The sequence below is a fragment of the Pseudodonghicola sp. genome (assembly GCF_048268305.1).
In the GTDB taxonomy this organism is placed as follows: Bacteria; Pseudomonadota; Alphaproteobacteria; order Rhodobacterales; family Rhodobacteraceae; genus Pseudodonghicola.
This window is the reverse complement of sequence record NZ_JBLWVT010000009.1, coordinates 84,349-99,206: the sequence shown is the minus strand read 5'-3', so window position 1 is coordinate 99,206 and position 14,858 is coordinate 84,349. Positions and strand designations below refer to the sequence as shown.

The following is a 14,858-nucleotide window of genomic DNA, read 5'->3' as shown; positions in this document are numbered from 1 at the left end:
AACCACCTTGCCGCTAGCGATAGGGATCACCCCCCAACCGCAGGATGCCCGCATGGTCTCACGCGCCTATACCGTCGCCTTCCAGGGGGTCGAGGCTCGGCTGGTCGAGGTGCAATGCGCCGTCACCGCCGGCCTGCCGGGCTTTGCCATCGTCGGCCTGCCCGACAAGGCGGTGTCCGAGGCGCGCGACCGGGTGCGCAGCGCGCTGAGCGCGCTCTCCATCGCGCTGCCCGCCAAGCGGATCACCGTCAACCTCTCTCCCGCCGATCTGCCGAAGGAGGGCAGCCATTTCGACCTGCCGATCGCGGTGGCGCTGCTGGCGGCGATCGGCATCATCCCCGATGACGCCGCCGAAACCGCCGTGGCGCTGGGAGAGCTGTCACTCGATGGCCGGCTGATTGCCGTTCCCGGCGCGCTGCCGGCGGCGATGACCGCGGCAGAGGAGGACCGCAGCCTGATCTGCCCCGCCCCCTGCGGGCCGGAGGCCGCCTGGGTCGGCCATTGCCAGGTGATCGGCGCCGAGGATCTGGGCGCGGTGATCCGCCACGCCACCGGACAGGCGGCGATCCCCCCCGCCAGCCCCGGCGAGGTGACCACGGCGCCCCCCGACCGCGACCTGAGCGAGGTCAAGGGCCAGGAACGCGCCAAACGCGCGCTGGAGATCGCCGCCGCCGGGCGCCATCACCTGATGCTGGTCGGCACGCCCGGATCGGGAAAATCCATGCTGGCGGCCCGGCTGCCCGGCCTCCTGCCGCCGCTCTCCCCGGCCGAGGCGCTGGAGACCTCGATGATCCAATCGCTCTGCGGCGTGCTGGAAGAGGGTGGCATCAGCCGGACCCGGCCGTTTCGCGAGCCGCATCACACCGCCTCGATGGCCGCGATCGTCGGCGGCGGCCGCAGCGCCCGACCGGGCGAGATCAGTCTGGCGCATAATGGCGTCCTCTTCATGGACGAATTTCCCGAATTCTCCCGCACCGTGCTGGAAACCCTGCGCCAGCCGATCGAGACCGGCGAGGTGATGATCGCCCGCGCCAATGCCCATGTCACCTATCCCTGCCGCTTCCTGCTGGTGGCCGCCGCCAACCCCTGCAAATGCGGCTATCTCTCCGACCCGGCCCGCGCCTGCGCCCGGGTGCCGCAATGTGGCGCCGACTACCTCGGCCGGATCTCGGGGCCGCTGATGGACCGGTTCGATCTGCGGGTGGAGGTGCCGCCGGTCGCCTTCACCGACCTCGACCTGCCCGCCGACGGCGAGCGGTCCGTGGTCATCGCCGAACGGGTGGCCAAGGCCCGTGCGGTGCAGGCGGCGCGCTTTGACGATCACCCCGGCGCGCGGCAGAACGCCGATGCCGAGGGCCGCCTGCTGGAAGACATCGCCACCCCCGACGCCGAGGGGCGCGACCTGCTGGTCAAGGCCGCCGAACGCTTCGGCTTCTCCGCCCGCGGTTATCACCGCATTCTCAGGGTGGCGCGCACCATTGCCGATCTCGACGGGTCAGAGGCGGTGCGCCGGCCGCATCTGGCCGAGGCGCTCAGCTTCCGGCTGACGGCGCAACTGCCGTCCTGATCCAGCCCGCCAACGCGCCCAGGGTCTGATCCCCCTCGGGCAGCCAGCGCCAGAACAGCGGCCAGACATGCGGCAGATTGCCGGCGATGATCTCGGTGGTGGCGACCCCCTGATCGCGCAGATGCACCGCCATCCGGCGGCTGTCGTCCAGCATGATCTCGGTCTTCCCCACCGTCAGCCAGACCGGCCCCGCACCGGCAAAATCGGCGAAGAGCGGCGAGGCGAGCGGATCGCGCGGATCCGCCCCCTGCAGGTACATCCGCCCCATGTCCTGCGCGCGCGAGGCCGGCAGCATCACATCGCGGGTCGCATTGCCAGCGATGCTTTGCCCCGCAAAGGTGAAATCGGTGAGCGGCGAGAAGGCGAAACATCCGGCCGGAGGCGCAACACCACGGGCCAGGAGATCGCCCAGCAGCGACAGCGCCACACCGCCGCCGGCGCTGTCGCCGCCAAGCACGATGCGCCCCCCGTCGATCCCCCGCGCCAGAAGCGCCTCATAGGCCGCACGGGCATCCTCGATCGCCGCCGGAAAGGGATGTTCCGGCGCCAGCCGATAGCGCGGCATCATCACCGGCATCGCGGTCAGCTGCGCCAGCCGCGCCGCCAGCCCCTGATGCGTCTCGGGCGCGCCAAAGACATAGGCGCCGCCATGGAAATAGAGGATCACCGGCCCCGGCCCGGCCTCCCCGCCGACCCAGAGCCCCCCGGGCACCGCCGTCACCGGCACCCGCCGCGGCGGCCGGAAAAACAGACGCGCCCGGCGGGCGAACCGGGCGCGAATGGCCTCGGGATCAGACACCCTGGCCAGATAGGGCTTTTCGGTCAGCCGCAGCAGGCGATTGAGAAACGCCCGCTGCCAGCTCATCCGAGCTTGGCTTCGATCGCTTCCCAGATCTTCTCCGCCGCATTGGTGCCGTCGAAGCGCTCCAGCTCCTGAATGCCGGTGGGCGAGGTCACGTTGATCTCGGTCAGGTAATCGCCGATCACGTCGATGCCGACGAAGACCTGGCCCTTCTCCTTCAGGAGCGGCCCGATGGTGGCGCAGATTTCCAGATCGCGTTCGGTCAGGCCGATCTTCTCGGGGCGCCCGCCCACATGCATGTTCGACCGCGTTTCCCCCGCCGCCGGCACCCGGTTGATCGCGCCGACCGCTTCGCCATCGACCAGGATCACCCGCTTGTCGCCATTGCGCACGTCGGGCAGATATTTCTGCACGATCAGCGGTTCGCGCGAGAAGCCGGTGAAGAGTTCATGCAGCGAGGCGAGATTGCGGTCGTTCTCGTCCAGCCGGAAGACGCCGGCGCCGCCATTGCCGTAGAGCGGCTTCAGGATGATATCGCCGTGCTTTTCCTTGAAGGCGCGGATGGTGCGCAGATCGCGGGCGATGGTGGTCGGGGGCGTCAACTGCGGAAAGTTCAGAACCAGCAGCTTTTCGGGATAGTTGCGCACCCAGAACGGATCATTGACCACCAGCGTCTGCCCCTTCAGCCGGTCGAGCAGATGGGTCGAGGTGATGTAATGCATGTCGAAGGGCGGATCCTGACGCAGCCAGACCACGTCGAAATCGGCCAGATCGACCTCGCGTTCCTCACCCAGGATAGCCGGGGTTCCGGCCACCCGCTGCACGGTGAAATCCTGCCCCCGCGCGGTGATCCGCCCTTCCTGATAGGCCAGCTGATCCGGGCCATAATAGAACAGCTCATGCCCCCGCTTCTGCGCCTCTTCGGCCAGCCGGAAGGTGCTGTCGGCATTGATGTTCACGGCCCCGATCGGGTCCATCTGAAAGGCGATCTTCATGGCGCTTCCCCTCTGTCGGCTGCAGGGGGATACATGGCGCAGCCGGGCCGGGGGATCAATGGGGATCAGGCGGCAAAGGCGTTTTCGACGATCTCAAAGGCGCCCTGCCCGTCGACCAGCGCCACGTCGAAGCGCGCCTCGGTCAGGAGGCCATCCGGCTCACCGCCAAGAAATTCATTGGCCGCCGTGTAGAGACGCGCCATCTGCCGCGCGCCGAGATGTTCCGCAGCCGCGGCGAAATCGCGGGCCGACTTGACCTCGATGAAGATGACGGCGTCGCCCAGACGCGCGATCAGGTCGATTTCTCCACCCGCACCACGCCAGCGTCGCCGGGCGATGGTGAAGCCGCGTCTTTCGTAATCCTGGGCGATACGCGCCTCGGCGGCCTCTCCGGCAAGATAGGCCCTCAGGCCCCGGTCACGCAGAGTCGTCGTCCGCCCTGTCCCGAAGCCTGCCATCGTCTCACCCTTTCGACAATTGTAACGCCAATTGGTACACTTCGCGCCGCTTCTGCCCGTGCATCCTGGCCACCAGATCGGCGGCATCCCGCACGCTGTGGTCCTGCAACGCCGCACGCAGATCCGACTCTATGTCAGAAGCGTTAACGGGCTCTGAATGACTGCGGTCCACCAGGATGACGATCTCGCCGCGCGGCGGGTTCTCGCGCGCCGTCTCGGCCAGGTCGGCCAGGCTACCGCGGCGGATTTCCTCGAACTTCTTGGTCAATTCCCGGCACAGCGCCGCAGAACGCTCGGGGCCCAGCACCTCGGCCATATCGACCAGGCTGGCCTCTGCCCGTTTCGGCGATTCGTAGAAGATCAGCGTGCCGGGGATGTCGCGCAGCGCCTCGAGCCGGGTGCGGCGGGCGCTGCTGGCATTGGGCAGGAAGCCCGCGAAAAAGAAGGCATCGGTGGGCAGACCGGCAAGCGTCAGCGCCGCCAGCGCCGCCGAAGGCCCCGGAGCCACGGTCACGGCAAAGCCCGCCTCGGCCGCGGCGCGACCCAGATCATAGCCGGGATCGGCGATCAGCGGCATGCCGGCCTCGGAGGCATAGGCGACCGAATGGCCCTGACGCAGCGCCTCGATCAGATGCGCCCGCGCTGCCGGGCCGCTGTGATCGTGATAGGCGATGATCCGCCGTCCCTCCAAGGGCACCCCGTGGATCTCCATCAGCCGGCGCAGGCTGCGGGTGTCCTCCGCCGCGATCACATCGGCCGAGGCAAGGATATCGAGCGCCCTGAGCGTGATGTCGCGCGCGGTGCCGATCGGGGTGGCGAGGAAATAGAGCCCCGGGGCCAAACTGACCTTTTGATGATTCAACGCTGGACCGGACCTTTCTGACGACTATTATCCGGAGGTGATTGAAACGCGGTCCCGCCGCTGCCGGATTCAGGAGTTCATTAGGACATGTTTGCCCGTTTCGCCACCGCCCGCAAGGCGGTGACTAGGATTGTCGCCACCAAACTCCTCGCTCTTGCCCTGCTGGGGCTGGTCGCAGCCTGTGACACCACCACGATGGTCGGGGGCGGTCCCACGATCAATCCCAGCAAACCGGTCCGGGTGGCGCTGCTGGTGCCCAAGGGCTCTGGTCAGGGCGGCGATGCGATCCTGGCGCAAAGCCTTGAAAATGCGGCGCGCCTGGCGATCGCCGATCTGCAGAACGTGCAGATCGACCTGCGCGTCTATGACACCAAGGGCAATGCCGCCACCGCCGCGACCGTCGCCACCCAGGCCGCGGACGAGGGGGCGCAGATCATCCTTGGCCCGGTCTATGCCGAGGCCGCGAATGCCGCCGGCCTGGCCGTCGCCGGACGCCAGATCAACGTCCTGTCCTTCTCCAACAATACCTCGATCGCCGGCGGCAACGTCTTCGTCCTGGGGCCGACCTTCCTGAACACCGCGCAGCGGCTGTCGACCTTTGCCGCCCGCCAGGGCAAGCGCAATGTGGTCGTCATCCATTCCACCAATGTCGCCGGACAGGCCGGCAAGGCCGCGATCGAACAGGCGCTGGCCCATGCCGGTCTGAACGAGGCCGGCGCGGTGGGACACGCGCTGTCGCAACAGGGGGTCATCGCCTCGATCCCGGCGATCCGGGATACCGTCGCCGCCACCGGCGCCGATTCGATCTTCCTGACCGCGACCACCGCCGGCGCGCTGCCGCTGTTCTCGCAACTGCTGCCCGAGGCCGGCGTGTCGCCGACAACGGTGCAATACATCGGTCTGACCCGCTGGGACGTCCCGACCCAGACGCTGGCGCTGCCCGGCGTCCAGGGCGGCTGGTTCGCGATGCCCGATCCGGTGATGTCGGACCAGTTCCGCAGCCGCTATGCCACCGCCTATGGCGGCGCGCCGCATCCGATCGGCGGGCTCGCCTATGACGGCATCGCCGCCATTGGCGCCCTGGTCGGCGCCGGAAAATCGAATGCGCTGACCAGTGCAGCGCTCACCCAGAACGCCGGTTTCAAGGGCGTCGGCGGCATCTTCCGCCTGCGGTCCGACGGCACCAACGAACGTGGCCTCGCGGTGGCCATGATCCAGAACAAACAGGTGGTTGTGATTGACCCGGCTCCCGCAAGCTTCTCCGGCGCTGGTTTCTAAACCAGCGCCCGACCCCGCCCTGCCCAGCCCTGATCCCGACGGCCTGCTGATCTGCGATCCGCAGGCCGTCTTCGACACGGACAGGGTACATGCCCGCATCGACCAGGCCGCCCGCTCTGCGCCCGACACCACCGCGTTCCGGGCGGAGGCGCTGAACATCCTGCGCGAGACCAAGGACCAGGGCCGCGCGGCGATCGCCGCGGCCTTTGCGGCGCATCCCTTCGCCGCCCGACCGTTGACGCGCTCCTATACCTATCTCACCGACAATCTGGTCACCGCGGCGCTGCATATCGCGATCAACCACCTGCAACCCGAACCGGCGCCGCGCGCCTCGGAACGGATCGCGGTGATCGCCGTCGGCGGCTATGGCCGCGGCGAGATGGCGCCGTTTTCCGACGTCGACCTGCTGTTCCTGACCCCGCACAAGATCACCTCCTGGGCCGAGAAGGTGATCGAGGCGATGCTCTACATGCTGTGGGATCTGAAGCTGAAGGTCGGCCACGCCAGCCGCACCATCCGCGATTGCGTCAAGCTGGGGCATGGCGATTTCACCATCCGCACGGCGCTGCTGGAACATCGTTTCATCGACGGCGACAAGGCGCTGGCGGCTGAGTTCAACAAGACCCTGAAGCAGGAGCTGTTCTCGGACGGCGCCCGCGCCTTCATCGAGGCGAAGCTGTCGGAGCGCGAGGCGCGCCATCGCAAGCAGGGCGAACGCTATGTGGTTGAGCCCAACGTGAAAGAGGGCAAGGGCGGCCTGCGCGATCTGCAGTCGCTGTTCTGGATCGCCAAATATATCCACGGGGTCGAGGACGCGGCCGAACTGGTGCCGCTGGGCGTGTTCCGTCCCGACGAATTCGCCCGCTTCGTGCAGGCGGAGGATTTCCTCTGGGCGGTACGGTCGCATATGCACCTGCTGACCGGGCGGGCGACCGAGCAGCTCACCTTCGATCTGCAGGTCGAAGTGGCCGAGCGCATGGGCTATCGCGACCGGGCCGGCCGGCGCGGGGTGGAAATCTTCATGCAGCGCTATTTCCGCGAGGCGACCGCGGTGGGGGATCTGACCCGGATCTTCCTGACCAAGCTGGAGGCGATCCACCTGAAGAGCGAACCGCTGCTGGAACGCATCTTCCGCCGCCGGCCGCAGGTGCGGGCCGGCTACAAGGTGATCAACAACCGTCTCGCCATCGTCGACCCCAAGGCCTTCCTGTCGGACAAGCTGAACCTGCTGAGGCTGTTCGAAGAGGGGTTGAGGACCGGCATGCTGATCCACCCCGATGCCATGCGGCTGGTGACCGCCAACCTCGATCTGATCGACGACGAGATGCGCAACGACAAGGAGGCGCAGCGCATCTTCCTTGATCTGTTGCTGAAGCACGGCAACCCCGAACGGGCGCTGAGACGGATGAACGAATTGGGGGTGCTGGCCGCCTTCATCCCCGAATTCGAACCGATCGTGGCGATGATGCAGTTCAACATGTATCACAGCTATACGGTGGACGAGCATATCATCCAGTGCATCGCCCAGCTTGCCAAGCTGGAGAAGGGCGAGCTGAAAGAGGCGCTGCCGGTCTCGACCACCATCCTCAAGCGCGGGGTGAACCGGCGCATCCTCTATGTCGCGCTGCTGCTGCACGATATCGCCAAGGGCCGACCCGAGGATCATTCCATCCTCGGCGCCAAGATCGCCCGTCAGGTGGCGCCGCGACTGGGGCTGAACAAGTCGGAATCCGAAACCGTCGAATGGCTGGTGCGCTATCACCTTCTGATGTCCGATCTGGCGCAGAAGCGCGATATCTCCGACCCGCGCACGGTGCGCGACTTCGCCAAGGCGGTGCAGACCACCAAGCGGCTTGAACTGCTGACCGTGCTCACCGTCTGCGACATCCGCGGCGTCGGCCCGTCGACCTGGAACAACTGGAAGGCGGCGCTGATCCGGGCGCTCTATAATCAGACCCGCCGGGCGCTGCAGGGCGGCATGGAGGATCTGACCCGCGAGAACCGTGGGGTCGAGGCCAAGCGCGCCCTGCGCGCCGCCCTGCCCAACTGGCCGAAGGCGATGCTCAAGGCCGAAACCTCGCGCCACTACGCCCCCTATTGGCAGGGGCTGCATGTCACCGCCCATGTGGATTTCGCCGAAATGCTGCGCGAGCTGGAGGAAAGGGGCGATCCCGCCGGCATCGTCATCCGGCTGCATCCGGACGAGGACCGCGATGCCACCCGCGCCAGCTTTGTGATGGGCGACCATCCGGGCATCTTTTCGCGCATTGCCGGGGCACTGGCGCTGGTCGGCGCCAATGTGGTCGACGCGCGCAGCTATACCACCAAGGACGGCTATGTCACCGACGCCTTCTGGATCCAGGATGCCGAGGGGCACCCCTATGAGGCCAACCGGCTGCCGCGGCTGACCCAGATGATCCACAAGACGCTGAAGGGCGAGGTCGTCACCACCGAGGCGCTGAAATCCCGCGACAAGATCAAGAAGCGGGAAAAGGCCTTCAACGTGCCGACCCATATCACCTTCGACAACGAGGGATCGGATATCTACACGATCATCGAGGTCGAGACCCGCGACCGGCCGGGGCTGCTGTATGACCTGGCGCGCGCAATGGCCTCGGCCAACGTCTATATCGCCAATGCGGTGATCGCGACCTATGGCGAGCAGGTGGTCGACAGCTTCTATGTCAAGGACATGTTCGGGCTGAAGTACCATTCGCAATCGAAGCAGAAGTCGCTTGAGGCCAAGCTCAGGCAGGCGATTGCCGAAGGGGCGGAGCGCGCCGACGGCTAGGCTGCGCCGCCCCTTCCCCCGGGCGCGGCGGCCAGCTATTGCTGGGTGGAGCAGGAACAGAAGGGGCGCCGCCGGCCATGCGCTGAGCACAGGCGCGTGCGCGCGCCCCGCGTAGGATGAGAACCTCATGAAACCGATCCGCCTGATGGCCGGCTTTTTCACCGTCGGCATCTGGACCCTGGGCAGCCGGATACTCGGCTTTGTCCGCGATGCCATGATCCTGGCACTGGTCGGCCCCGGCCCCTTGTACGAGGCCTATGTGGTGGCCTTCCGCCTGCCCAACATGTTCCGCCGCTTCTTCGCCGAGGGCGCCTTCAACATGGCCTTCGTGCCGATGTTCTCGAAAAAGTTCGAACGCGAGGAAGACCCGCGCGCCTTTGCCGAGGATGCGCTGAGCGGCCTGGCCTCGGTGCTGATCGTGCTGACGCTGATCGCCCAGGTGGGCATGCCCTGGCTGATCTTCGCCACCGCAAGCGGGTTCAGCGGTCAGGAGCAATTCACCCTGTCGGTCGAATTCGGCCGGATCGCCTTTCCCTATGTGCTGTTCATCTCGCTCGCGGCGCTGTTCTCCGGCATCCTGAACGCCACCGGCCGGTTCGCCGCCGCCGCCGCCGCGCCGGTGGTGCTGAACATCTTTCTGATCGGCGGCATGATGGCGGCGCAATTCTTCGGCGGCGATGTCGCCCGGGCGCTGATCTGGATGATCCCGGTGTCGGGCGCGGCGCAGCTGGCGCTGGTCTGGTTTGCTGCCGCCCGCGCCGGATTTTCGCTGCGCTTCAAGCGGCCGCGCTGGACGCCGGAACTGGCCCGGCTGGTCAAGATCGCGGTTCCGGCGGCCCTGGCCGGCGGCGTGGTCCAGATCAACCTGCTGGTCGGCCAGCAGGTGGCGAGCTATTTCGAGGATGCGGTGGGCTGGCTCTATGCCGCCGACCGGCTCTATCAGCTACCGCTCGGCGTGGTCGGCATCGCCATCGGCGTGGTGCTGCTGCCCGATCTGTCGCGCCGGCTGTCAGCCGAGGATCATGACGGCGCCCGCCATGCGTTTTCCCGTGCCGGCGAAGTGTCGCTGGCGCTGACCATCCCCTCGGCGGTGGCGCTGGTGGCGATCCCGCTGCCGCTGGTCTCGGTCCTGTTCCAGCGTGGCGAGATGACCGCCGAGGACAGCCGGGCCATCGCCCTGGCGGTGGCGGTCTACGGGCTCGGCCTGCCGGCCTTCGTGCTGCAGAAGATCCTGCAGCCCTTGTTCTTCGCCCGCGAGGATACCACCACCCCGTTCCACTATGCGCTGGCGGCGATGGCACTGAACGCAGTGGTGGCGATCGGCCTCGCGCCCTTCCTCGGCTGGATCGCCCCGGCGATCGCCACCACCGCCGCCGGCTGGGCGATGGTGGTTCTGCTGGTGATCGGCGGCCGGCGTTTCGGCGATGTCGCCCGGTTCGACGCGCGGTTCCGCACCCGTATCTGGCGTATCTGCCTGGCCGCCGCGATCATGGGCGCGACCCTCTGGGCCGCGGCGCGGCTGTTCGATACCGCGCTGCATACCGGTGGGCTGCGCTATCTGGCGCTGACAGGGCTGATCGTATTGGGGGTGGTGGTCTATTTCGGCGTCGCCCAGGTGATCGGCGGCGTGCGACTGGCGGAATTCGCCGGCGCTCTCAGGCGCCGCCGCGGCTGATAGCCGCGTGGGGCCGAGGGTCGAGACGGCAGCGCAAATCCAGACTATCATCCGGAAGCATACCGCCTGAGTCTCATCACAAGGAGAACGTCATGCCACGTAACGAAGGAACCCTGGACCGCGCCCTGCGGATCATCGTCGGCCTGGTCCTGCTGGCGCTGGTCTTCGTCGGCCCCAAGACCATGTGGGGGCTGATCGGCCTGATCCCGCTGCTGACCGGGCTGGTGGGCTACTGCCCGCTCTACCAGATCCTCGGGATGAACACCTGCCCGAGCAGGAAGTGAACGCCTGAGGCGACTGCCGGAATATTGATCACTCCCCCGCCCGACGGCAGCCGGGCGGGCATTGGCAGGATCAACGCGGATCAGTCGTGGCGGATCTTGTTGCGGATCCGCCCCCAGCCGCCCGGCGCCACGACGAAAGACAATGCAAAGCCGGTCAGGAAGCCGCCCAGATCGGCGATCCAGTCGACATTGCCACCGAAGATCAACCCGAACAGAAGCTGGATGCCCAGAAGCATCGCGATCAGCGAAAACGCCCGCAGCTGGTTCGCCCCCACCGCGCCCAGCCGGCGCCAGAGGATATAGGTGAAGGCGCCGATCAGCCCGTAGACCGCCGGGAACCCGCCGATCAGCGGCAGCGGATCGGGCAGGATCAGCCCATAGATCAACGCCCCGCCCGCGGCCGAGGCGACATAGATCAGCAGCATCGCCAGGCTACCGAAGATCTCGGCCACCATCTTGCCCATCGCCAGCACGAAGACCCCGACGAACAGCGCCTGGGTAAAGCTCACGTGCACGAAGGCATAGGAGACGAAGCGCAGCAGATGCTGCATCGGCCAATGGCCGCTTTCCATCATCCAGCCAAGGATCTGGGCCGAAAATGCATAGCGCTGGATCGCCTCGAGCCGCCACCCCACCGCCGAGGGGCCGCCGATCATCCCCTGCGAGGCGAGCCAGAAGGTGATCTCGATCCCCATGATCACCAGGAACAGCGCCACCACCACCGGCGGCAGCGGATTGACCGCGGGGTGTCTTTCGTTTGGCTGCATCGCTCGGGCTCCTTGGCTTCTCTGTCCTGCCTGTCGATCATGCCGGCCCTGCATGCCGACACCATGGCGCCTGTTGACGCCACCTGGGCGCATGGGTAAGCGACACAGGGTCTTTTTACCAGACGGGAGTTGTCTCTGATGACCGAGACCGAGTTCACGCCCCGCGTGTTTTCCGGCATCCAGCCTTCGGGCAACCTGCACCTTGGCAATTACCTTGGCGCATTGAAGCGCTTTGCCGAGTGGCAAGAGCGCGGCACCGAGACCATCTATTGCATGGTCGATCTGCACGCGATCACCGTCTGGCAAGACCCCGCCGATCTGCGCCGCTCGACGCGCGAGCTTTGCGCCGGCTTCATCGCCAGCGGCATCGACCCGGAGAAATCCATCCTGATCAACCAGTCCCAGGTGCCCGAGCACGCGCAACTGGCCTGGGTGTTCAACTGCGTCGCCCGGATGGGCTGGATGGGTCGCATGACCCAGTGGAAGGACAAGACCGCCGGCAAGAACGCCGAGGCGGCCTCGCTCGGGCTCTTCGCCTATCCGTCGCTGATGGCGGCCGACATTCTGGTCTATCACGCCACCCACGTGCCGGTGGGCGAGGATCAGAAGCAGCACCTCGAGCTGACGCGCGACATCGCCACCAAGTTCAACCACGATTATGGCGTCGATTTCTTCCCGCTGACCGAGCCGGTGATCGAAGGCGCCGCCACAAGGGTGATGAGCCTGCGCGACGGGTCCAAGAAGATGTCGAAGTCCGATCCCTCGGACGCCAGCCGGATCAACCTGACCGACGATGCCGACACCATCGCCAAGAAGATCCGCAAGGCCAAGACCGACCCCGAGCCGCTGCCCTCCGAGGCCAAGGGGCTGGAGGACCGGCCCGAGGCGCGCAATCTGGTCAATATCTTCGCGGCGCTGAACAATCAGACCGTCGATCAGGTGCTGGCCGATTTCGGTGGCCGGGCGTTCTCGGAATTCAAGCCGGCTCTGGCGGATCTCGCGGTCGCTCAACTCGCCCCGGTGTCGACCGAGATGTCGCGGCTGATGGACAATCAGGACGAGATCGACCGCATCCTGACCCGCGGCGCCGAGCGTGCCCGCGAGATCACCGCACCGATCCTGAAGAAAACCTACGAGATCATCGGCATGGTCGGGCCGGTCGAACTCTGAAGCCAATCGGCGGCCTGCTCCGGCGGGCCGCCCCCCTCTCCGGCCGCGCCATCCGGGGGGTCTGGACCTTGCGGCGTCTTCTGGCCTAGGGTCGCCCCCACTGAAGGGCCCGATCCAAGGGAGAACGCATATGGCGACCGGCACCAATATCCGCACCTATTTCAACGGCACCTGGCATGATGGCGATGTTCCGGTCATGCAGGCGGCCGACCATGGCGCCTGGCTCGGCTCAACCGTCTTCGACGGGGCGCGGCTGTTCAACGGCATGACCCCCGACCTCGACCTGCATTGCGCCCGCATCAACCGCTCGGCCAAGGCGCTGATGCTGACCCCGACGGTGGGCGACGCCGAGATGGTCGAGATCGTCAAGGAGGGGCTGAAGGCCTATGCCCCCGATGCCGCGGTCTATATCCGGCCGATGTACTGGGGTATCGACGGCGATCCGACCGCCATCATCCCCAGCCCCGACCGGACCGGCTTTGCCATCAGTCTCGAGGAAATCCCGATGCCGCCGGCCGATGCCGGTGCCACGCTGACCCGCACCCGGTTCCGTCGCCCGGTGCTGGAAAACGCGGTCTGCAACGCCAAGGCCGGCTGTCTTTATCCCAACAACGCCCGCATGCTGGCCGAAGCGCGCTCAAAGGGCTTCTCGAACGCGCTGGTGGCCGATGCGATGGGCAATGTCGCCGAAAGCGCCACCGCCAATGTCTTCATGGTCAAGGACGGCGAGGTTTTCACCCCGGCCGCCAACGGCACCTTCCTGTCAGGCATCACCCGCGCGCGCCATATCAAGAACCTGCGCGCCGATGGCTTCACCGTGCATGAGGCGGTGCTGAGTTTCGAGGATTTCCATGCCGCCGACGAGGTCTTCCTCTCGGGCAACCTGACCAAGGTGACCCCGGTGATCGGCTTCGACGACACCAGCTACCAGATCGGCCCGGTCACCCGCCGCGCGCGCGAACTGTACTGGGACTGGGCCGCTTCGACCCGCTGAGCGCGCTGCCGCTTGCTTGGCCGATCTCCTTGCGGCATGATCCGCCGGAAGGAGAACTGCCCCGATGCGCAAATTCATGGTCGTCCTGGATGACAGCCGCGAGTGTCTGAATGCCATGCGGTTCGCCGCGATGCGGGCTGCCCATACCGGTGCCGGGGTGATCATCCTGTCGGTCATCCCGCCGGATGAGTTCAACCACTGGATCGGCGTCGGTGAAGTCATGCGCGAAGAGGCCCGGGAGCGTATTCACGCCCATTTCGAGGTCTTCGCCAAGTGGATGCGCGACAAGCAGAATGTCGATCCGGAGCTGGTGATCCGCGAAGGCCAGCCGGTCGATGAAATCATCGAACAGGTCAAGGAAGACCCCAGCATCGGCGTGCTTGTTCTGGGGGCCGGGACCGGCCGCAAGGGACCAGGCCCGCTGGTCACCCAGCTGTCGAAGAACTCGGGCAGCCTGCCGATCCCGATCACCATCGTGCCCGGCGATCTGAGCAAGGAAAAGCTCGAAGCGATCACCTGACCGGCCCCACGCGACGCGCTCGGAGGGCACGGCGAGCGGCACCATGCCACGTATTTAGAACCGTTCCAAAGCTTGACGCGATCAGGGGCGGAGCGCATATAGATTGCAACCGAGGAAAGGTGTGCAAAAGATGTTTATTCAAACCGAATCGACCCCGAACCCGGCAACGCTGAAATTCCTGCCCGGCCAGGCCGTGCTTGAGGCCGGCACCGCCGATTTCCCCTCGGCCGACGCCGCCGCGAAATCGCCGCTGGCGGCGCGCATCTTCGCCGTGAAGGGCGTGACCGGCGTGTTCTTCGGCAATGACTTCGTCACCGTGACCAAGGATGAGGCGGTCGAATGGGATCACGTGAAACCGGCGATCCTCGGCGCGATCATGGAACATTACCAGTCCGGCGCCCCGGTGATGGAAGGCGAAGGCTCCAACGCCTCCGGCCATGCCGAGTTCAGCGGCGAGGATGAGGAAATCGTCGGCCAGATCAAGGAACTGCTGGACAGCCGGGTGCGCCCGGCGGTGGCTCAGGACGGCGGCGACATCACCTTTTACGGCTTCGATCGCGGCGTGGTCTATCTGCACATGCAGGGCGCCTGCGCCGGCTGCCCCTCTTCCACGCTGACCCTGAAGATGGGGATCGAGAACCTGCTGCGCCATTACATCCCCGAAGTGATCGAAGTGCGCTCGGTCTCGGCCTGAA

Annotated in this window: 14 protein-coding genes; 9 read left to right on the top strand and 5 right to left on the bottom strand. The window is 66.5% G+C overall.

The features are described from left to right. The first annotated feature begins 52 nt into the window (after positions 1–52). Positions 53–1,567: a YifB family Mg chelatase-like AAA ATPase gene (locus ACN0V4_RS17160; protein WP_417678346.1), complete on the top strand. Its 1,515-nt coding sequence runs from the start codon at positions 53–55 to the stop codon at positions 1,565–1,567. Here ACN0V4_RS17160 and ACN0V4_RS17155 read toward each other — a convergent pair. The 4 genes from ACN0V4_RS17155 to rsmI form a co-directional block, all read right to left on the bottom strand. Further along, positions 1,533–2,432, bottom strand: a complete 900-nt coding sequence (locus tag ACN0V4_RS17155; protein WP_417678344.1) for an alpha/beta hydrolase — start codon at positions 2,430–2,432, stop codon at positions 1,533–1,535. The genes ACN0V4_RS17160 and ACN0V4_RS17155 overlap by 35 nt on opposite strands. Next, positions 2,429–3,364, bottom strand: coding sequence for a glutathione synthase (gene gshB / locus ACN0V4_RS17150; RefSeq protein WP_417678342.1), 936 nt, complete (start codon positions 3,362–3,364; stop codon positions 2,429–2,431). The genes ACN0V4_RS17155 and gshB overlap by 4 nt, the downstream gene beginning before the upstream one ends. 65 nt (positions 3,365–3,429) lie before the next feature. Further along, positions 3,430–3,822 (bottom strand): YraN family protein, encoded by a 393-nt coding sequence (locus ACN0V4_RS17145; protein WP_417678340.1) that lies wholly within the window; start codon positions 3,820–3,822, stop codon positions 3,430–3,432. A gap of 4 nt (positions 3,823–3,826) precedes the next feature. Continuing rightward, positions 3,827–4,684 carry a 16S rRNA (cytidine(1402)-2'-O)-methyltransferase gene (rsmI, locus tag ACN0V4_RS17140; RefSeq protein ID WP_417678338.1) on the bottom strand — a complete coding sequence of 286 codons (858 nt, stop codon included), beginning with the start codon at positions 4,682–4,684 and terminating at the stop codon, positions 3,827–3,829. Positions 4,685–4,771: 87 nt separating this feature from the next. Between rsmI and ACN0V4_RS17135 the strand changes: the two genes are divergently transcribed. From ACN0V4_RS17135 to ACN0V4_RS17120, 4 genes are all read left to right on the top strand, one after another. Further along, positions 4,772–5,962 carry a penicillin-binding protein activator gene (locus tag ACN0V4_RS17135; protein ID WP_417678336.1) on the top strand — a complete coding sequence of 397 codons (1,191 nt, stop codon included), beginning with the start codon at positions 4,772–4,774 and terminating at the stop codon, positions 5,960–5,962. Next, positions 5,922–8,753: a [protein-PII] uridylyltransferase gene (locus ACN0V4_RS17130; RefSeq protein WP_417678334.1), complete on the top strand. Its 2,832-nt coding sequence runs from the start codon at positions 5,922–5,924 to the stop codon at positions 8,751–8,753. The genes ACN0V4_RS17135 and ACN0V4_RS17130 overlap by 41 nt, the downstream gene beginning before the upstream one ends. 127 nt (positions 8,754–8,880) lie before the next feature. Next, complete coding sequence (gene murJ, locus ACN0V4_RS17125) at positions 8,881–10,428, top strand: murein biosynthesis integral membrane protein MurJ (RefSeq protein WP_417678332.1); 1,548 nt, start codon at positions 8,881–8,883, stop codon at positions 10,426–10,428. Between the two features lie 92 nt (positions 10,429–10,520). After that, the gene (locus ACN0V4_RS17120; protein WP_417678330.1) at positions 10,521–10,712 is read left to right on the top strand and encodes a DUF2892 domain-containing protein; all 192 of its coding nucleotides are present in this window, start codon (positions 10,521–10,523) and stop codon (positions 10,710–10,712) included. Between the two features lie 80 nt (positions 10,713–10,792). On the opposite strand, the gene ACN0V4_RS17115 is transcribed toward ACN0V4_RS17120, so the two are convergent. Continuing rightward, the gene (locus tag ACN0V4_RS17115) at positions 10,793–11,479 is read right to left on the bottom strand and encodes a rhomboid family intramembrane serine protease (RefSeq protein WP_417678328.1); all 687 of its coding nucleotides are present in this window, start codon (positions 11,477–11,479) and stop codon (positions 10,793–10,795) included. A gap of 138 nt (positions 11,480–11,617) precedes the next feature. On the opposite strand from ACN0V4_RS17115, the gene trpS reads away from it, so the two are divergent. The 4 genes from trpS (at position 11,618) to ACN0V4_RS17095 (ending at position 14,857) form a co-directional block, all read left to right on the top strand. Further along, positions 11,618–12,649 carry a tryptophan--tRNA ligase gene (gene trpS, locus ACN0V4_RS17110; protein WP_417678326.1) on the top strand — a complete coding sequence of 344 codons (1,032 nt, stop codon included), beginning with the start codon at positions 11,618–11,620 and terminating at the stop codon, positions 12,647–12,649. A 130-nt stretch (positions 12,650–12,779) separates the two neighbouring features. Then, on the top strand, positions 12,780–13,643 hold the full coding sequence (locus ACN0V4_RS17105) for a branched-chain amino acid aminotransferase (protein WP_417678324.1): 864 nt from the start codon (positions 12,780–12,782) through the stop codon (positions 13,641–13,643). A 64-nt stretch (positions 13,644–13,707) separates the two neighbouring features. Next, positions 13,708–14,163: a universal stress protein gene (locus tag ACN0V4_RS17100; protein ID WP_417678322.1), complete on the top strand. Its 456-nt coding sequence runs from the start codon at positions 13,708–13,710 to the stop codon at positions 14,161–14,163. A gap of 130 nt (positions 14,164–14,293) precedes the next feature. Further along, positions 14,294–14,857, top strand: coding sequence for a NifU family protein (locus ACN0V4_RS17095; RefSeq protein ID WP_417678320.1), 564 nt, complete (start codon positions 14,294–14,296; stop codon positions 14,855–14,857). Position 14,858: the final 1 nt, after the last annotated feature.

Bases quoted from the DNA above. Each gene is read 5' to 3' on its own strand.
- ACN0V4_RS17160 (WP_417678346.1), top strand. From the start codon at position 53: ATGGTCTCACGCGCCTATACCGTCGCCTTCCAGGGGGTCGAGGCTCGG.
- ACN0V4_RS17155 (WP_417678344.1), bottom strand. From the start codon at position 2,432: ATGAGCTGGCAGCGGGCGTTTCTCAATCGCCTGCTGCGGCTGACCGAA.
- gshB (WP_417678342.1), bottom strand. From the start codon at position 3,364: ATGAAGATCGCCTTTCAGATGGACCCGATCGGGGCCGTGAACATCAAT.
- ACN0V4_RS17145 (WP_417678340.1), bottom strand. From the start codon at position 3,822: ATGGCAGGCTTCGGGACAGGGCGGACGACGACTCTGCGTGACCGGGGC.
- ACN0V4_RS17135 (WP_417678336.1), top strand. From the start codon at position 4,772: ATGTTTGCCCGTTTCGCCACCGCCCGCAAGGCGGTGACTAGGATTGTC.
- murJ (WP_417678332.1), top strand. From the start codon at position 8,881: ATGAAACCGATCCGCCTGATGGCCGGCTTTTTCACCGTCGGCATCTGG.
- ACN0V4_RS17120 (WP_417678330.1), top strand. From the start codon at position 10,521: ATGCCACGTAACGAAGGAACCCTGGACCGCGCCCTGCGGATCATCGTC.
- ACN0V4_RS17115 (WP_417678328.1), bottom strand. From the start codon at position 11,479: ATGCAGCCAAACGAAAGACACCCCGCGGTCAATCCGCTGCCGCCGGTG.
- trpS (WP_417678326.1), top strand. From the start codon at position 11,618: ATGACCGAGACCGAGTTCACGCCCCGCGTGTTTTCCGGCATCCAGCCT.
- ACN0V4_RS17105 (WP_417678324.1), top strand. From the start codon at position 12,780: ATGGCGACCGGCACCAATATCCGCACCTATTTCAACGGCACCTGGCAT.
- ACN0V4_RS17100 (WP_417678322.1), top strand. From the start codon at position 13,708: ATGCGCAAATTCATGGTCGTCCTGGATGACAGCCGCGAGTGTCTGAAT.
- ACN0V4_RS17095 (WP_417678320.1), top strand. From the start codon at position 14,294: ATGTTTATTCAAACCGAATCGACCCCGAACCCGGCAACGCTGAAATTC.